The 17,697-nt window shown below is 60.5% G+C and carries 16 protein-coding genes; 9 read left to right on the forward strand and 7 right to left on the reverse strand.

Features of this window, described 5'->3' with window-relative positions; translation table 11 throughout:
• The first annotated feature begins 50 nt into the window (after positions 1-50).
• The 4 genes from MU846_RS13490 (at position 51) to MU846_RS13505 (ending at position 6,194) form a co-directional block, all read left to right on the forward strand.
• Positions 51-1,067: a putative solute-binding protein gene (locus tag MU846_RS13490; RefSeq protein ID WP_246953609.1), complete on the forward strand. Its 1,017-nt coding sequence runs from the start codon at positions 51-53 to the stop codon at positions 1,065-1,067.
• 196 nt (positions 1,068-1,263) lie between these two features.
• The gene (locus MU846_RS13495) at positions 1,264-3,420 is read left to right on the forward strand and encodes a TRAP transporter large permease subunit (protein ID WP_246953611.1); all 2,157 of its coding nucleotides are present in this window, start codon (positions 1,264-1,266) and stop codon (positions 3,418-3,420) included.
• A gap of 144 nt (positions 3,421-3,564) precedes the next feature.
• Positions 3,565-3,729: a hypothetical protein gene (locus MU846_RS13500; RefSeq protein ID WP_246953613.1), complete on the forward strand. Its 165-nt coding sequence runs from the start codon at positions 3,565-3,567 to the stop codon at positions 3,727-3,729.
• A 308-nt stretch (positions 3,730-4,037) separates the two neighbouring features.
• Positions 4,038-6,194 (forward strand): TRAP transporter large permease subunit, encoded by a 2,157-nt coding sequence (locus tag MU846_RS13505; RefSeq protein WP_246953615.1) that lies wholly within the window; start codon positions 4,038-4,040, stop codon positions 6,192-6,194.
• Between the two features lie 1,166 nt (positions 6,195-7,360).
• Here MU846_RS13505 and MU846_RS13510 read toward each other — a convergent pair.
• From MU846_RS13510 to rnd, 5 genes are all read right to left on the reverse strand, one after another.
• Positions 7,361-7,825 carry an HIT family protein gene (locus MU846_RS13510; protein WP_246953617.1) on the reverse strand — a complete coding sequence of 155 codons (465 nt, stop codon included), beginning with the start codon at positions 7,823-7,825 and terminating at the stop codon, positions 7,361-7,363.
• A complete protein-coding gene (locus MU846_RS13515; protein WP_246953619.1) occupies positions 7,822-8,145 on the reverse strand; it encodes a hypothetical protein in 324 nt (107 codons plus the stop codon). Before MU846_RS13515 ends, MU846_RS13510 begins: the two co-directional genes overlap by 4 nt.
• A 112-nt stretch (positions 8,146-8,257) precedes the next feature.
• Entirely contained in the window at positions 8,258-8,695 is a 438-nt protein-coding gene (locus MU846_RS13520; protein ID WP_246953621.1) for a YcgN family cysteine cluster protein, read from the reverse strand.
• Entirely contained in the window at positions 8,688-8,996 is a 309-nt protein-coding gene (locus MU846_RS13525; RefSeq protein WP_246953623.1) for a YcgL domain-containing protein, read from the reverse strand. The genes MU846_RS13520 and MU846_RS13525 overlap by 8 nt, the downstream gene beginning before the upstream one ends.
• Positions 8,989-10,074 carry a ribonuclease D gene (gene rnd, locus MU846_RS13530; RefSeq protein WP_246953625.1) on the reverse strand — a complete coding sequence of 362 codons (1,086 nt, stop codon included), beginning with the start codon at positions 10,072-10,074 and terminating at the stop codon, positions 8,989-8,991. The genes MU846_RS13525 and rnd overlap by 8 nt, the downstream gene beginning before the upstream one ends.
• A 134-nt stretch (positions 10,075-10,208) precedes the next feature.
• Between rnd and MU846_RS13535 the strand changes: the two genes are divergently transcribed.
• On the forward strand, positions 10,209-11,288 hold the full coding sequence (locus tag MU846_RS13535) for an SMP-30/gluconolactonase/LRE family protein (protein WP_246953627.1): 1,080 nt from the start codon (positions 10,209-10,211) through the stop codon (positions 11,286-11,288).
• Positions 11,289-11,361: 73 nt separating this feature from the next.
• On the forward strand, positions 11,362-12,108 hold the full coding sequence (gene gpmA, locus MU846_RS13540; RefSeq protein ID WP_246953629.1) for a 2,3-diphosphoglycerate-dependent phosphoglycerate mutase: 747 nt from the start codon (positions 11,362-11,364) through the stop codon (positions 12,106-12,108).
• Between the two features lie 191 nt (positions 12,109-12,299).
• On the opposite strand, the gene MU846_RS13545 is transcribed toward gpmA, so the two are convergent.
• On the reverse strand, positions 12,300-13,331 hold the full coding sequence (locus MU846_RS13545; RefSeq protein WP_246953630.1) for a lipase secretion chaperone: 1,032 nt from the start codon (positions 13,329-13,331) through the stop codon (positions 12,300-12,302).
• Between the two features lie 452 nt (positions 13,332-13,783).
• Between MU846_RS13545 and MU846_RS13550 the strand changes: the two genes are divergently transcribed.
• The 3 genes from MU846_RS13550 to MU846_RS13560 all read left to right on the forward strand — a co-directional run bounded on the left by MU846_RS13550 (position 13,784) and on the right by MU846_RS13560 (position 17,482).
• A complete protein-coding gene (locus MU846_RS13550) occupies positions 13,784-14,731 on the forward strand; it encodes a lipase family alpha/beta hydrolase (RefSeq protein WP_246953632.1) in 948 nt (315 codons plus the stop codon).
• 131 nt (positions 14,732-14,862) lie between these two features.
• Complete coding sequence (locus MU846_RS13555; RefSeq protein ID WP_246953634.1) at positions 14,863-15,888, forward strand: putative solute-binding protein; 1,026 nt, start codon at positions 14,863-14,865, stop codon at positions 15,886-15,888.
• 586 nt (positions 15,889-16,474) lie between these two features.
• The gene (locus MU846_RS13560) at positions 16,475-17,482 is read left to right on the forward strand and encodes a putative solute-binding protein (RefSeq protein ID WP_246953636.1); all 1,008 of its coding nucleotides are present in this window, start codon (positions 16,475-16,477) and stop codon (positions 17,480-17,482) included.
• A 30-nt stretch (positions 17,483-17,512) separates the two neighbouring features.
• Here MU846_RS13560 and MU846_RS13565 read toward each other — a convergent pair.
• On the reverse strand, positions 17,513-17,697 hold a 185-nt coding region (locus MU846_RS13565; RefSeq protein WP_246953638.1), incomplete at its 5' end, for a hypothetical protein.

A 17,697-nucleotide genomic window follows, 5' to 3' on the forward strand; every position in this document is an offset into this window, starting at 1 on the left:
GGCCGGCCCCGCGCCGGCCTTTGTATAAGTAGTACAACGGAGACAAACCCATGCTTTACGGCAAACTCATCGCCGCGGCCGCGACATCGCTGCTGCTCGGCCTGTCCGCCCCTGCCCTGGCGGCAGAAAAACGCACCCTGTGCGTGTTCGACATTATCGGCACCTCGGGTGACATGTATAACATCATGCGCGACTATCGTACCGCCGCCATCGATCACGGTTATGACCTGACCCTGCGCGTCTATACCGATGAAAACATCGCCGCAGAAGATCTCAAGGCGGGCCAGTGCGACGCCGCAGCCATCACCGGGCTGCGTGGCCGCCAGTTCAACAACTACACCGGCAGCCTGGATTCCATCGGTGCGGTGCCCAGCTACGAGGCATTGCGCACTGTGGTGCAAGTGCTGGCCAGCGAAAACCCGCGCATCACGCCCAACCTGCGCAGCGGCCCCTACGAAGTGATGGGTATTGCGCCCATGGGCGCGGCTTATCTGTTCGTGAAGGATCAAGGCATCAACAACGTCAATGCGCTGGCGGGCAAATCCATCGCCGTGATGGAATATGACGTGGCACAGGGGCGGATGGCGGCGAGCGTAGGCATGTCGCCAGTAATGTCGGACATAACCAATTTCGCCGGCCGCTTCAATAACCATAGCGTCGACATCTGCTTCGCTCCGGTCATGGCTTATAGTGCACTGGAGCTTTATAAAGGGATGGAACCCAACGGTGGCATCATTGATTATGTACTCGGCCAGCTGACGTTGCAGGTGATCGCCCGTCACGACAGTTTTGACAGTGATTTTGCCGCCTGGTCGCGGAGCTACTTCTTCGAGACGGTGTTTGATCGTGCCATGCGCGTGATCCAGAGCGCCAATAACGAGATCGACAAGAAGTGGTGGATCGAAATCAGTGATGAAGACACCGAGCGCTACGACGAAATGATGCGAGATGCTCGCATCGACCTGACCAATCAGGGTGTTTACAACAAGGACATGATGTCGCTGCTGCGTAACATTCGTTGCCGTATGGACGCCTCGCGCGCCGAATGCAGCGATCAGCGCGAGTAACAATACCAGGCAATACGCGGGGCCATTTTAACGATGGCCCCGTCTTTGTTATGTCGGCGCCGTTGACGGCGCCTTATTCGTTACTGCCGGCCAGCCAGAAGCGCTTATGGCGCCCTGAAAGCTGCAAAGCGGGACTTGTCAGTGGACGGAGCGGCCTGCACCACGGGTGCATCGCATAATAACAACCGGGTGACACATGGAACTATCATCGCGTTTACGCATCGCAAATCGCACAGTCGGCGAGTGGGTTTCCACCTTGCCGACCGTGCTGATTCTGCTGATCACGATTTTTCTCGCCTCCGGCGAAATCATTCACTCACAACTACTCAAGTTCGGTGAGCGGAACTGGGAAGAATACTTCCTGCTGCGCGCCACCCAGAACGCACCAACCTGTGAACGTGAGCGTGACATTGAGGAGGAAGTGGCCCGTACCATCGCCGAACGCGAGGCCAGCGCCGCTGATGACCCGCTCGCGGCATTGCTGGGCAACGATATTGACGAAGATGCCATTCGCCGTTCGCTGGAGCGCTCGCAGCAAGTGTGCGAGGGCCGCTGGGAACGCTATGAGCGCGTGGAATCACGCCTCACCCCCGGCGTCATCGCTTACCGCGCAGTGGAAACCAGTGTTGCCATGGCAGTCACCGAACTCGGTGGCTACAAGCGCTTGCTACTGTGCCTGCTGCTGCTGATCTGTGCCGCTACGGCGACCGTGACACGCCATCACATCGGCCTGCGCCCGATCCGCACACGCCGGGATCACTACGTTTCGACCTCAGCGCAACTGGTAGCAAACCTGATGCTGATGGTGTCTGCCATCATTTATCGCGGACGAGAGCTGGACAGCATCGCCGATGGCATTCAAGTCAACCACTTTTATCTGCACGCGTTCTGGATCGCCGGCTTCGGACTGCTGGCACTGATCAATATCTGGCAACTGGCACGGCCGCCGCAAGATCGCACGGAGCCGGGCGGCTCGTGGCCCAAGGCAGTGCTGACGATCCCGCTGTATACCTTCATGTGCCTCTCGGCCGGCACGCAGTTCATGCTCGATGGCTACTACCATGGCATGAGCGTGTACCTGGGCATGATGATGGAGCTTTCCACGCTGTTCCTGAACCTCGCGCTGTATATCTGGATCGGGATGATGCTGCGACAGACCCGTATGGCGCAGCTGGTCTTCAACGTGTTCCGCCCCTGGCAAATGTCACCGGAGCTGCTGTGCTTCGTGGTGCTGCTGGTCACCGCGCTGCCCACGGCCTACACCGGCGCTTCAGGCATCTTTGTGATCGCCGCCGGGGCCGTTATCTACAGCGAGCTCATGCGCGCAGGCGCCCGTCCCCAGATGGCATTGGCCACTACCGCGATGTCCGGCTCCATGGGGGTATTGCTGCGCCCATGCCTGTTGGTGGTCATCATTGCCGCCCTGAATAATGCTGTAACCACTGCGGAGTTGTTTTCCTCGGGCCTGAAAGTATTTTTCCTGACACTGCTGCTCTTCTTTATCTTTTCGCAGTTTGCTCGCAAGGAGCCGGCCCGTATTGCACCATTCCGTGAAGCTCTGCCAAAGAGCCTCGTGTTACTGCGGCCGCTGATCCCGTATGTCCTGATTATCGCGGCGGTCGTCTTGTTCTTCCGGTGGGGCCTGGATCGCCGCCTTGACGAGTTCTCTGCGCCGATCATTCTGCCGGTGGTGCTGCTGGCCGTCCTGTTCTACGAGTATGTCCTGCTCGGCAAGGACAAACGTGCGGAGTTTGTAAGGCAGACAGAGGCTGAAGGCCGCATTCGGCCGAAGGGCTTTGAGCATGCTTTGCGTACTGCGACCAGCGAGACCACCGTACACATCGGCGCCTTGTTGATGTTGATGGCACTGTCCGTCAGTGTTGGCGGTATTGTGGAGCGCGCTGGCCTGATGGAGGCCGTACCGTCTGAATTCAGTTCTATGTGGATCGCCATGGGGATCATCGCTTTGACGCTGGTGCTCACTGGCATGTTTATGGATCCCTACGGTGCGGTAATTCTCGTCAACGCGACTATCGCGCCAATCGCTATCTCGGCAGGCATCGACCCATTGCACTTCTGGCTCGTGGCGCTGGTGTCGTTCGAGCTGGGATATGTGACCCCTCCAGTGGCACTGAACCATTTGTTGACACGCCAGGTTGTAGGGGAGGAGGAGGTCGAACGAGCCAAACTTTCGACCGGGAGCTTCTGGACCCGTCATGAGAAGTTCCTGCTGCCGATCGCAGTGCTGTTCACTGCCCTGCTGATGGTATCGTTCCTGCCGCTGGCGTTCGACGGGCTGCATGAGTGGCTGTTCCAGAGGCTGGATGTACGTCAGGTGATTCCGCTTGACTGACAAACCGGCCGTTGAACTGACATAATGCACCACTCCGAGCGGGCCATAACGGCCCGTTCCTTTATCCGGCGTACGGGCTTCGTGCAGGCGCCCTCCCGCCGGATGCCCTGCCATTGCCTGCGCACCAGCCAGACAGCGAGCACCATGACAGACAGATCCGAAAAACCGGTCGAACGCCCACACATCGGGCCCCGTGAACCACTGCCGCGCAGCTTCAAACCGCTGTGGTATCTGATGCTGGCGCTGGCTCTGCTGGTCGCCTTTGTGGCTGGCGCCTCTTATCTGGTCGACATGATGGTTTATCGCTGACAGCGCGCCCCGAACGGGGCGCCGCTGCCGGGTCATCAACTGACTCGGCATTGGCCCAACCTGACCGGCCATCTGGCTGGCCGCCTGAATGGCTTGTACACCGCAGCCGCTGGCCGGGCACCTCTACATGGCACCAGAACCGGACTGGCAACTTTGTGAAAAGCTGCTTTTCCACCCTCTCTTCAATAGGCACTCTGCCCTTTCTCGCATAAACTCGTCCCCTTATGAAAGAGGCGACGGCAGATCGCCATCCCAGCGCGCGCCCCTTTTCCCGGACGCGTTTTCGCATAACAACAACCGGGTGACCCATGGAAGCTTCATCGCGTTTACGTATTGCCAATCGCTCGATTGGGGAATGGATATCTACTCTACCAACCGTGGTGATCCTGCTGATCACCATCTTTCTGGCCTCCGGCGAGATCATTCATTCGCAGCTGCTGAAATTCGGCGAGAGCAACTGGGATGAATATTTCCTGCTGCGCGCCACCCAGAATGCGCCAACCTGTGAGCGTGAGCGAGACCTCGAAGCCGAGCTGGCCCGCACTATTGCAGAGCGGGAAGCCAGCGCCTCGGACGATCCGCTTGCGGCACTACTGGGCTCGGAGATCGACGAAGATGCGATTCGCCGCTCGCTGGAACGCTCGCAGCAGGTGTGCCTTGATCGCTGGGAGCGTTACGAGCGTGTCGAATCACGCATCACGCCAGGCGTGGTAGCCTATCGTACCGTGGAAACCAGCGTGGCCATGGCGGTCACCGAACTCGGTGGCTATAAACGCCTGCTGCTGTGCCTGCTGCTGCTGATCTGTGCCGCCACGGCCACCATGACGCGCCATCACATCGGCCTGCGCCCCATTCGCACACGCCGCGACCACTATGTGTCGGTATCGGTCCAGCTGATCGCCAACCTGATGCTGATGTCCTCCGCAATTGTTTACCGTCAGCGCGAGCTGGCCGCGATTGCCGACGGCATCCAGGTCAACCACTTCTATTTGCATATTTTCTGGATCGTGGGCTTTGCCCTGCTGGCGCTGATCAACGTGTCGCAACTGCTGCGGCCACCCGCTGATCGCATGGACCCCGGCGGCTCCTGGGGCAAGGCGGTTCTGACTATTCCGCTATACAGCTTCATGTGCTTGTCAGCGGGTACGCAATTCATGTTCAGCGGTTACTACCACGGCATGAGCGTGTATCTGGGCATGATGATGGAGCTTTCCACGCTGTTCCTGAATCTGGGCCTTTATATCTGGATCGGGATGATGCTGAAACAGACGCGCATGGCGCAGCTGGTGTTCAACGTGTTCCGACCCTGGCACATGTCTCCGGAGCTGTTGTGCTTCGTGGTGCTGCTGGTGACTGCTCTGCCGACCGCCTACACCGGCGCCTCCGGTATTTTCGTGATTGCGGCTGGTGCAGTGATCTACAGCGAACTGATGCGCGCTGGCGCACGCCCGCAAATGGCACTGGCCACCACCGCGATGTCCGGCTCCATGGGTGTGCTGCTGCGGCCCTGCCTGCTGGTGGTGATCATCGCTGCGCTGAACAACGCCGTGACTACGGCCGAGCTGTTCTCCTCCGGCCTGAAGGTATTCTTCCTGACGCTGACGCTGTTCTTCCTGTTCTCGCAGTTTGCCCGCCAGGAGCCGGCACGTGTTGCCCCGTTCCGCGAAGCGCTGCCCAAGAGTATTCGCCTGCTTGTCCCGTTGATCCCGTATGTGATCATTCTCATGCTGGTGGTACTGTTCTTCCGTTACGCCCTTGATCGTGGTCTGGATGAATTCTCCGCACCGATCATCCTCCCGGTGGTGATGCTGGCCATCCTGTTCTATGAGTATGTGCTGCTCGGCAAGGACAAGCGCGCCGCCAACGCCCGGGAAGTTGAAGCCGAGGGACACGTCCGGCCTAAGGGCTTCGAGCACGCCCTGCGTACTGCCACCAGTGACACCACGGTGCATATCGGTGCCCTTCTGATGCTGATGGCGCTGTCGGTGAGTGTCGGCGGCATCGTCGAGCGCGGCGGCCTGATGGAAGCTATCCCCACAGACTTCAGCAGTATCTGGTTTGCGATGGCGATGATCACCGCCGTCCTGGTGCTCACCGGTATGTTCATGGATCCGATGGGCGCGGTGCTGCTGGTGAACGCCATCATTGCCCCGATTGCGGTCTCGGCAGGCATTGATCCACTGCACTTCTGGATCGTGGCGCTGGTCTCGTTCGAGCTGGGTTACGTCACGCCACCGGTGGCGCTGAACCATCTGCTCACACGGCAGGTGGTGGGTGACGATGAGGTTGAGCGAGCCAAGCTCTCCACCGGCAGTTTCTGGAGCCGCTACGAGAAGTTCCTGCTGCCCATTTCAGTACTGTTCACAGCACTGCTGATCATTTCGTTCCTGCCGCTGGCGTTCGACGGGATGCACGACTGGCTGTTCCAGAAGCTGGATGTGCGACAAGTTATCCCGCTTGATTGATTCTTGACTGGTTCACTTCAGGGCGGCGGCCTCGCCGCCCTGAAGCGCACCAACAAACGCATCGTCTTCCTGCTCCCTGCTTCCTGCTTCCTGCGTCCTGTTTCCTGGCTACTGCTTTCTGTCTCTTCGCTCCACCCCTTTTAACGCTCTTCACATCAGTCTTTTGAGCACATAGCTTCTACAGAGAGAAAAGGAACAACAAACCAGCATCACGCCTACAGAAATATCCTCTACTTCCTCTACTTGTGAGGCGATCGAAAGGGATACAGCCGAAATATTTTTTGCCCCTCTTCCCTTGAGAGGCAAGCGAAGCGCAGAACAGCCGCAGCATTCTCTAGCCCCACTCCCCAGACGGACAACCGAAGCGCAGAACAATATTTAGCCCCTCTCCCCTTGTGGGACAAGCGAAGCGCAGAAGAGTATTTAGCCCCTCTCCCCTTGTGGGAGAGGGGTTGGGGAGAGGGGGCGATGATGGCAGAGAAGGGCCGCGCTAATGCCCGAGGCGAAACAAAACTGGCATCAGGTGATTTGCTCTGATTGTGAAGTCTCCAACAGGATATTGTGTGAAAAACAAATAAGGAATGTACCTATAGCGATCATCGTGCCGGCTGGAAAATCGCAGCCCCCTCTCCCCCAACCCCTCTCCCGCAAGGGGAGAGGGGAGCAAAAAACGGCTTGATAGTTACCGAAATATCACCGCCCGCCCCAATATCGGAAAAACGAAGCACTACACAACCACAGCAGTATCTAGCCCCACTCCCCAGACGGACAACCGAAGCGCAGAACAACATTTAACCCCACTCCCCCTGTCGGACAACCGAAGCGCAGAACAATATTTAACCCCACTCCCCCTGTCGGACAACCGAAGCGCAGAACAATATTTAGCCCCTCTCCCCTTGTGGGACAAGCGAAGCGCAGAACAGCCGCAGGCTGGCCCGGAGGGTGAGCGTAAGCGAATAAGGGGTTGGGGAGAGGGGGCGATGACGGCAACAAAGGCTCCCTCTGTTGCCCAGCCCAGAACAAAACTGGCGAGTCGGATTAGGGCAGTGGGCGCTCTTCGTTTGGCCAGTTGGTTTTTCCGGGCCGTAGAGCAGCCACAACAGCCGCTTTCTACGGCACCTATACCGGACGTATGCAGCGCAAGAAAAAAGCTGGAGAGGGGCCAATCAGGCGGGCGGAAAGTGTTCGTGCAGCAGGCCGGCGAGGCGATCCAGGCGCTCACGACGAGCTGCCACACCGAAGTAATTCATCATGCGCGTTGCCCAGGTGAACGCCAGCGCGACGCTATCGCCGCCCTGGCGGGGAATAACGTGCAAATGCAAATGGGGGACGTGCTGGTTGGCGGCCTTGCCATCGTTGATGATCAGATTGTGGCCGCGAATGACGAGATTGCCGGTTTTTTCCGCGACGGCTTTTTGCGCCACGATGGTGCGCCGTGCCAGGCTCATCATATGGCCGAGCAAGTCGTCATCGAAATCACCGACGAACTGGCCATGCTTGCGCGGGATGATAAGCACGTGGCCCTCCCGCACCGGAAACAGATCCAGCAACACCATGGCGCGTTCATCTTCGTAGATGACGCTGGCCGGCGATTGCCGGGCGGCTATCGCGCAAAAGATACACTCACTCATCGTGTCCGCCGCCATGCATACAGGCCCGCGCCGATCAGCAGCGCGAGCACTATGGTGGTGAGCAAGGGGGCACCAGCCCGCAGCGGGGTGCCATCCGATTGCACCAGGGTATCGAACAGCGTGACCACCCATGCCGGGCCAAGAGTATCGGTGTCCATGGCCACTGGCCAGGGCATGAACAGAACGGCAATGGCCACCGCCCGCAGCGTCAGTTTGGCGGCCAATGACCAGCGCCAGGATAGCCACCATAACGTTGCCAGGGTGACCACGGCGGCACCGAGATAGACCATCCACGCCATCACATAACCTTCTTCTGACACGCTTCTCTCCTGCTATTGCCCGGTTCTGTCTGCCTTGCTTTGCCTGCCTTGCCTGCTACGTGCTACCGCCTGCCATCGTTCACGATGCGGGCGGCCCCTGGCATCTTGTCGGCTAGCTCACCCAACGAATGATATGGTCTTCGTATTCGTCTTCATCCACCAGTGTTTCGCTGAACACTCTGCCGCGCACCGAGATGCCGGCCTCAACGACACTGGCGCCGCTGCCGCTGATCAGCGGGTGCCAGCTCGCCAGCCCTTCGCCGCGTGCCAGCCGGCGGTAGGCGCAGGTGTCCGGCAGCCAGTCCCAGGCGGCAGTTTCCGGGGTCATCTGAACGCAGTCCGGCACGTGTTGTTGCCGGGCCGCGTAATCCAGGCAGCGGCTGGTGTCGGTGTCGAGCATTCTGCACGCCAGATGGGTGTAATGCAGCTCGCCGGTGTCTTCGTCTTCCAGCTTTACCAGGCAGCAACGGCCGCAGCCGTCGCACAACGCTTCCCATTCGGCAATGTTGAGCTCGGCGAGTGAAAATCGTTCCCAGAAACGCTCACGCATCACGGCCGGGGTGCCCTTGTGCCAGATACAGATCGCTATCGGGTGGCGGCGGCATTTGCAGATACCAGCCCTGCTCAAGCAGCGCCCCGCGCACTTTCTCCACATCGGCACGCGCCAATGGCCGGCCGGGGCGCAGCAGCATGTCGCTGACGTGTCTGGGGGTTCCGAACTGCTGCATCAGCGGCTCCGGCACGCACGCCAACCCGCGTGGCTTGTCGACAAAAAGATACATGCCCTCGCGCTTGCTGCTGTGGTAGATCGAGCAGATCAGGTGTCGAGAGGTGGTCTGGTTGTCAGTCATCGAGCAACATCTCCTGCAGGGGCCGGGCAACCCGATCACGGCGCCAGCCTTGCATCGGCTCGGGCACGCGCTCGGGGGCACGCACCAGTGCTTCCAGCCAGCGGCGCCGCACCAGCACCTCGGGCTCCAGGCCAAGCCCGCTGGCAAGCTCCGCCACGCGGCTGCGCAGTTGTTTGACCTGGCCACGCTGGGTGGCATCAGGCGGCTCCGGCAGCGGCGGCGGGGGTGGCTGGCTGGCGGCTTCTTTCAGCAAGGCGAGTATGGTGTCGCCATCACGACGAGCTACCGATTGATGCACGCCCAGCGCGACCAGGGCCTCGCGCTTTACCGGCGCCTGTTCGGCCAGCGCCAGCATGGCCGGATCGCGGACGATAAAACCACGGGGCAAATCGCGCTCGCGGGCCATGCGGTCGCGCCAGGCTGCCAGTGCGCGCAGGCGCGATAGTGCAACGCCGCCGAGATGGCCAGCACCTTTGACCTGTTTCCAGGCGTCTTCTTCGGCGACCTGATGCTGCACGCTGGCCACCAGCCGCTCACATTCTTCCTGCCACCAGCCAAGTCGGCCCAGATTGCTCAGGCGCTCGCGCAGCTCTGTGGCCAGTTGTGGCAGCCACACCACGTCATCGCGTGCATAGGCCAGCTGTTGCGCACTAAGAGGCCGCTTGAGCCAATCGGTACGAGTGGCATCCTTGGGTAATTCCACCCCGGCCAGCTCGCGCACCAGCCGCTGGTAACTGCACTGCAAATCAAAGCCGCACAGGCTGGCGGCGATCTGGGTATCGAGCACTTCCACCGGCAGCACGCCGGCAAAGACGTGCAGCGCTTCGATGTCTTCCGAGCAGGCGTGCATCACCAGCGGCCGCCCCGTCAGCAATTGCGCCAACGGCGTGCGATCTGCCAGCGCCAGCACGTCGATCAGCCAGATGTCGTCACCGGTGTTGACCTGCACCAGAGCCAGTTGCGGCCAGAAGGTGCGCTCGCGCATGAATTCAGTATCCAGGTACAGCGTTTGCCCCGCCTCCAGACCCGCTACGGCGGTCTGCAAGGTGGCGGCGTCTTCGATCCAGCGATAAGTCATGCGTAATCCGGCCCAGCCTTCGATAGCGAGGCGGCATTATAGCAGCCTCACGCCGCCTCGCGGGCAAACCTGTGCGCTGCACGGCTGCTATACTGCCCGCCACCTGAACATGGGCGCGTCAAGGGAGAAGGATGGTGCGTTGGATCAGACTGCTGGTAATCGTGCCTGTGACGCTGTTTGCGGTGTTGTTCTGGCTGACCCGGCCGGGGCCGGTAGATGCGGTCGCCTGGCGCTCGCCGGCAGCGCCACCACTGGCCGGTGTACTGGAGGCGAACACCGAGCTGCGTCAGGCCAGCCTGCTCGCGCAGGGTCTGGTGGACGGGCCGGAAGCGGTGATTCTCGACGACAGCGGCGAGCTGTTTACCGGCACCGCCGATGGCCGGCTGTTGCGCATTGATACGCAAGGCGGCGTGCACCCGATCACGCACACCGGTGGCCGCCCGCTGGGGCTGGCGCTGGATCATCAGGGCCGGTTGGTGGTAGCTGATGCGGTGCGTGGCCTGTTGCGGGTGGATGCGCATGGCCATATCGAGACGCTGGTGGACGAGATCGACGGTGTGCCACTGCAATTTTGCGACGATGTGGCCATCGGCGCTGATGGCGTCATCTATTTCACCGATGCATCAAGCCGCTTTACCCTTCCCGATTACCGGCTGGACCTGATCGAGGGCCGCCCGCACGGGCGGCTGCTGGCGTATGATCCGGCGACGGGCGAAACCCGCGTGTTGCTGGGTGAGCTGTATTTTGCCAATGGCGTGACGCTGTCCGCCGAGGGTGATTATCTGCTGGTCAACGAAACCTTCCGCTACCGTATCCGGCGCTACTGGCTGCATGGCGAGCGGGCTGGCGAGCAGGATCTGTTTGCCCACGGGCTGCCCGGCTTCCCCGATAACATTTCCACGCGCCCCGGCGGCAAGGGCTATTGGGTGGCGATTCCGTCGCGCCGCAATCCGCAGTTCGACCGTATCAGCGGCTCGGTGGCGCTACGCAACCTGCTGGCGCGCTTGCCGGGCAGCCTGCAACCGGCACCGGAGCGGTATGGCATGGTGTTGTTGCTGAGTCCTGACGGCGAGATTGTCGCCGCACCGCAAGACCCCGGCGGTGAGCTGCTGCACGAGATCACCTCTGCCGTGGAGCACGACGGGCACCTGTATCTGGGCACACTCGGCGGCGATCGTATCGGCCGCTGGCCGATCCCGGAACCACTGCGCTGAGCCGGCGGCTCTCCCCGCTGCCCGCGCTTTCTGCTACCCTACGCGCGCTTTCGCCACTGCACAGGAACGCCACATGACCACGAAACTGGTGCTGGTCCGCCACGGCCAGAGTACCTGGAACGAACAGAACCGTTTTACCGGCTGGAAAGACGTCGATCTTACTGATCAGGGCCGCGCCGAAGCAGCACGCGCCGCCGAGTTGCTCAAGGAGGCCGGTTTTGAATTCGACGTGGCCTATACCTCCGTCCTCAAGCGCGCCATCCGCACACTGTGGACGATTCTCGACGGCATGGACCAGATGTGGGTACCGGTGATTCGCGATTGGCGCCTCAATGAGCGCCACTACGGTGCGCTTCAGGGCCTGAACAAAGCCGAAACGGCGCAGAAATACGGCGACGAACAGGTGCTGATCTGGCGCCGCAGCTACGATACGCCACCACCGCCGATGGAGCGCAGTGATGAGCGCTACGCGGGCAATCAGCGGGTGTATCGCGGCCTGACCGAACAGCAGGTGCCGCAAAGCGAATCCCTGAAAGATACCGTGGATCGTTTCGTGCCTTATTTCCAGGCCGAGATCGAACCGCAGATCCGCGCCGGCAAGCAAGTGCTGATCGTCGCCCACGGCAACAGCCTGCGCGCACTGATCAAGCATCTGGACAATATTTCAGATGAAGACATCGTCAAACTGAACATCCCCACCGGCATTCCGATGGTGTATGAACTGGACGACAATCTGAAGCCGGTCAGCAGCGGCTATCTGGGCGACAGCGACGCAGCCGAAAAGGCCGCCGCTGCCGTCGCCAACCAGGGCAAGAGCTGATAGCGGCCTGCTCGTGCCAGCGCCACCCGGCGTCTGGCACGGCAGGCTTGTTCCGCGCTTCGGGGATCTTCCTCACAGCTCTTCCGGTTTTAGCCCGCCCTTCACCCACCTTTCTCGACATTCCTGCATTCCTGCATTTCTCGTGTTCCTTGCCTCTCTTACTTTTCCGTACTTGCCTTACGTTCTTTGCGTCACTGCGCAGCCTGAAGCCGATCCAACGCCTGCACACGGCGCCGCTCTTGCTCCGAAAAATGTTGCGCCATGGCCGCCTCCAGTGCGCGCACCTGATCCTCTTCCGCCAGGCCACTGGCCTGAATCGCGGCGCGCTCGGCACGCCATGCGGCATAACGGCTATCCCATTCGCTGCGCGCCTCATCCAGCTGCTGCAACCGCTCGGCCGCCTCTGGCCCGAAGTGCTGTGCGCGGAGCTGCCGCACGGTTTCTTCATCAGCACCTTGCGCTCGCAGTGCTTCCACTTGCTCTGCGACTGCCACAGGCGCACGCATCTGCTGCCGCGCCTGCTGTATCGGCGCTGGCAAGATGCGCTCAAGCTGCTGCTGCCGGGCCCGGCGCTCGGCGGCTGACAATGTGTCGTCACGCTGCAACGCCACTCGCTCCAGTGAATAAGCATCAAAGGCATCATCCAGCGAGAAGAAAGCATCTGCCGCCGCCTGCCCCAGCCAGGCGCGGCGCAAATCGCTGCGTTGCCGCAAAAGCTGATGCATGCTTTCCACACTGCCATCAAGCGCAGGCAAGGCGGCGAGTGCTTCGTCGTAGGCCAGATAACGCTGCAACAGCCCCCAGGCTTGAGCGGCAGCCGGCGCCGGCAGCTGCTCGTGCAGATACAGCGCTATGCGCGCCTTGATGGCCGGCAGATCTTCTTCACCAAGCGTGGCCAGAAAATAATCGAACACGCGCCTCAGCCCGTGCTCAACGATCAGGTTGCCCTCGCTATCGGCACGCAATTCACCATCGACTTCCGTGCCTGCCAACGATGCAGGCGGCGCGCCAAGCCGGGATGCGGCTGCCAGATAATGCGCCAGCGTTTCCGGCGCCGTGCCGGCGGCCAGTTGGTCAACGGCTGGCACAGGGCCGGGCTGCTCGTTGTGTTGCGCTGCGCCGTCAGCCTGGTTACTGGTGCTGACGGTGCGGCTTTCCAGCTTGCCGGTGCCGGGCGTGCCTGCCGGCCGCAGCAAGAAGCCGGCGGCTACCAGTAATACCAACAGGCCTATGCCTTTGATAATTACAGCTCTGAGAGCGCCCTCCCTCGGAACGCCCTCCCTCGGAACACGCATGACCCTGCCTCCAGAATAATATCGTCTTGGCTCCAGACTCCAGGCGCTGGGTACTGGGTGCCGGTTCATTTTCGCGAGCGCCCTTTACAGGTTCCTCCTGAATACGCCCTTCACAGGCTCGCCCTGCAAGCTCCAGACCGGCCTCACCTCCCTGCCAATGAAACCTTCATCACAAATAAATCATTCAAGGCGAGCACACGCCATAGGTGCCGATTTGCCAGCAGAGACACTGTCAGGCCCAGCGACTAGGCTGAAGGTGGCCTGGCAGGAAAGCAGCTGAGCAAAGCAGTGCAGCCTCGCGGATAGCGACAGGGCCCGTGGCCGGGTTCACGCATCACCGGCTGGATATTCACTGCACAGAAAAACAAGATGAGGTACTCATGATGCTGAAACGTCTCTCGGCGCTTTTATGCGCCTCTCTTTGCCTGGCATTGATAGCACCGGCCCAGGCCTGGCTCGGTGGGCCGCGCAGCGGCTATACCGAAACGCAATATCCGATCGTGCTGATTCACGGGCTGTTCGGTTTTGATGACATTCTCGGGGTGGATTATTTCTACGGTGTGCCACAGGAATTGCAACGCAGTGGCGCGCAGGTATTTGTCGCGCAAGTCGCCGCAGCCAACAGCACTGAAGTGCGCGGCGAGCAGCTGGCGCGGCAGGTAGAAACCATCCTCGCCACCACCGGCGCGGCGAAGGTCAACATCATTGGCCACAGCCATGGCGGCCCCACCGCACGCTATGTGGCGTCGGTGTATCCACAGTATGTTGCGTCTGTCTCATCCGTGGCGGGCGTCAACTGGGGCGCGCCGCTGGCGGATGTGCTGCAAGGGGCGGCTGATCATCTGCCGCTGGCCGATGACGTGATCGACAGCGTCGGCAATGCCATCGCCGGGCTGATCGATCTGATCTCCAATGGCGGCGCAACACAGGATGTGAGCGCTGCCATGTATTCGCTGACCACCGCCCAGACACTTGCCTTCAATGCGCTGTACCCGGAAGGCGTGCCGCCCCACTACTGTGGCACGGGAGAAAGCCTGGCGGCCAATGGCGTGCGTTACTATTCCTGGAGCGGCGGCAGCACACTGACCAATATGCTGGATGTCTCCGACCCGTTCATGGCCGCACTCTCGGTGGTATTTCTCGGTGAAAAGAATGACGGTCTGGTAAGCAGTTGCTCCAGCCGCCTCGGCATGGTGATTCGCGATGACTATCACATGAATCATCTGGATGAAATCAACCATGCCTTCGGCTTGCGCAGTGTGCTTGAGACAAGCCCTGTCGCGGTCTTCCGACAACATGCCAACCGGCTCAAGAACGCCGGCCTGTGAACAACCGCCGGGCCTTCACGGCCCGGCGCGACCCACCAGTCACCAACGATGTTCGCGCCTGCTCTGCCATACCGTTATGCTCCAGTAGCGCTATTTATTTCTTACTCACATCAAAACAAGGAAACATGCCCATGGACAGGACTGTCCTTTCTGGCCGTTTTATCTCTTTGTGTGCTGCACTGTTTTACGGCCTGCTGGCCGCTGCGCCCGCCACTGCCGCCCCGATCGACCGCACCGTGTGCGTCTGGGATATCGCCGGCAATGCCGGGCCGACCATGGCGATCATGCGCGAGTGGCGCATTGAAGCGTTATCCTGGGGGCTCAATGCGCGCCTGGTGGTGCACACCAACGAAGGCATCGCCACCGAGGAGCTGAAAGCCGGACAGTGCGATGCTGCCGTCGTCACCGATTTCCGCGCCCGCCCTTTCAATCAATACACCGGCACCATCAATGCCATTGGTGCGATTCCGGATTTCGAGCATTTGCGGCTGGTGCTGCAAGTGCTTGCGCACCCGCAATCGGCGGACAAGATGACGCAAGGCCCGTACACCGTGATGGGCATTGCGCCGGCTGGCGGAGCCTATATCTTTGTCAACGATCGCAACATCAATACATTGGCAAAAGCCGCAGGCAAGAAGTTTGCGGTGCTGGAACATGACCCCATGCAGGCGCAAATGGTGGCGCGGATGGGAGCAACGCCGGTGGGCTCGGATGTCACCAACTTCTCCAGCCGCTTCAACAATGGACAGGTGGATATTATTGCCGCGCCGCTGATCGTCTATAACCCGCTGGAGCTTTATCGCGGCCTCTCACCGGATGGCGCCATCATCGATTACCCGCTGTTGCAGGTGACCTTGCAGATGATCGGCCGTGCTGACCGCTTCCCGGCGGAGATCGCGCAGAAGTCACGGGATTACTTTTTCCGCAACTATGATCAGTATGTGAATATTCTCGAACGGGAAGCCGAGCAGGTAGATCCGCGCTGGATGGAGCCGGTGCCGGAAAGCGATCGCCCCGAATATGAGCACACCATGCTCGAAGGCCGGGTGGAGCTGCGCGACCAGGGCCATTACGATGGCGAGATGCTTTCCTTGCAGCGGCGTGTGCGCTGCCGCATCGATGCCAGCCGGGGCGAATGCACCAACCCGGTAGAGTGAGCATAATGCACAGCAGCAAACCGCTGCTGTTGCCGCCATTGGCGCCGTTGACGAGACAGCCGCTGCCCCAACGCAGCGGCGTCTGTTTCCACACTCTCGATCCGCCACAACGCCTTCCTGGCGACAGCCCTTGCAGGCCAACAGGCGCTGACAACTTTCTTGGCTTGCTGGGGGGAACACCAGTTGCTGTGGGCGCTTGCTACGCGCCTGATGGTGCTTCCTGTCAGTCCGTCAACCTGTTACCCCGCCAGCATGTCGGCCTTCTTCCTGTTGCTACTGACGCGCTCGGTAGCCGGTGGTGTGGGCTGAACTGATAATCTCCCGTAGTTGATGCCCCTCTGCGGCTGGTCGCTCTCCAGACAGCTGAGGGCTCTCCAGACAGCTGAGGGCTCTCTTTCCAGCTGATGGCTCTCTTTCCAGCCGATGGCTCTCCTTCCAGCTGATAGCCCTGATTTTCACTGCCGGCTCTCTGCGGCGGTTGTTGGCACTTCCGGTTCTTGCTGTGGTCTGACAGGTCATGCCCTTGTGGCAAACAAGCTCGTATGCTGCACGCTTCAAAAGAACAACAGCAGAACAGGACGCTATCATGAAAAAAATGCTGAACCGCTCCCTGCTTGTGGCCGCATGCCTTGCACTGCTGCCATGGGCCAACCCCGTTCAGGCCAAGGCCCGAATCTGTGTGTGGGATATTGTCGGCAACGCTGGCCCGGCCATGCAGGCCATGCGCGAATGGCAGCTGGCCGCCATGGAGTGGGGGGTGGAAGCCGAGCTGATTCCGCATACCAACGAAGGGATCGCTGCCGAAGAACTCAAATCAGGCCAATGCGATGCGACATTGATGACCGGCATACGCGGGCGGCTGTTCAATCGCTACAGTGGCACCCTGGATTCCATCGGCAGTATTCCTGACAACGACCATTTGCGACTGTTGTTGCAAGTACTGGCGCACCCGCAAAGCGCCCCGCGCCTGGAGCAAGGCCCGTTCGCCGTGATGGGCATCGCCCCCGCCGGCGCTGCCTATATTTTTGTCAACGACCGCGAAATCAATACCCTGGCCAAAGCGGCAGGCAAGAAAGTGGCGGTGCTTGAATATGACCCCACCCAGGCACAGATGGTAGCGCAGGTGGGCGCCACGCCGGTGGCCTCGGATATCACCAACTTCTCCACTCGTTTCAATAACGGTCAGGTGGATGTGATCGGCGCACCGCTGGTCGCCTATAGCGCGCTGGAGCTGTATCGCGGCCTGTCGCCCAACGGCGCCATCATCAATTACCCGCTGATGCAGATCACGCTGCAATTGATCGCTAACAAAAACAGCTTCTCCAGCGAAGCAATGCAGAAATCCCGTGAATATTTCTTCAATAACTTTGACCGCATTCTGGAGCAGCTGAATCGCGAAGCGGGCGCCGTCGATCCGAAGTGGATGCAGGACATTCCAGAGGAAGACAAGCTGGAATACGAGCTGCTGATGCAGGAAGCGCGCATCCAGCTGCGCGAGCAAGGCCACTACGATTCCGACATGCTAAGCCTGCAACGGCGCATCCGTTGCCGTATTGATGGCAGCCGTGGCGAGTGCACCAACCCGGTGGAATAAACCACTTCTCAGGCCATGCCAGCCGGTGCATCAGCCAACACCGCGCATGGCCTCCCCTTGTGGGACAAACAAATCGTAGAACAGCCACAGGCCGGCCCGAAGAATAAGCGAATCAGCTTTTTGCTCCCCTCCCCCCTTGTGGGACAAGCGAAGCGCAGAACAGCCGCAGGCTGTCCCGAAGGGTGAGCGAATCAGCTTTTTTCCTCCCCTCTCCC

The organism is Alcanivorax quisquiliarum (assembly GCF_023051175.1).
Classification (GTDB): Bacteria; Pseudomonadota; Gammaproteobacteria; order Pseudomonadales; family Alcanivoracaceae; genus Isoalcanivorax; species Isoalcanivorax quisquiliarum.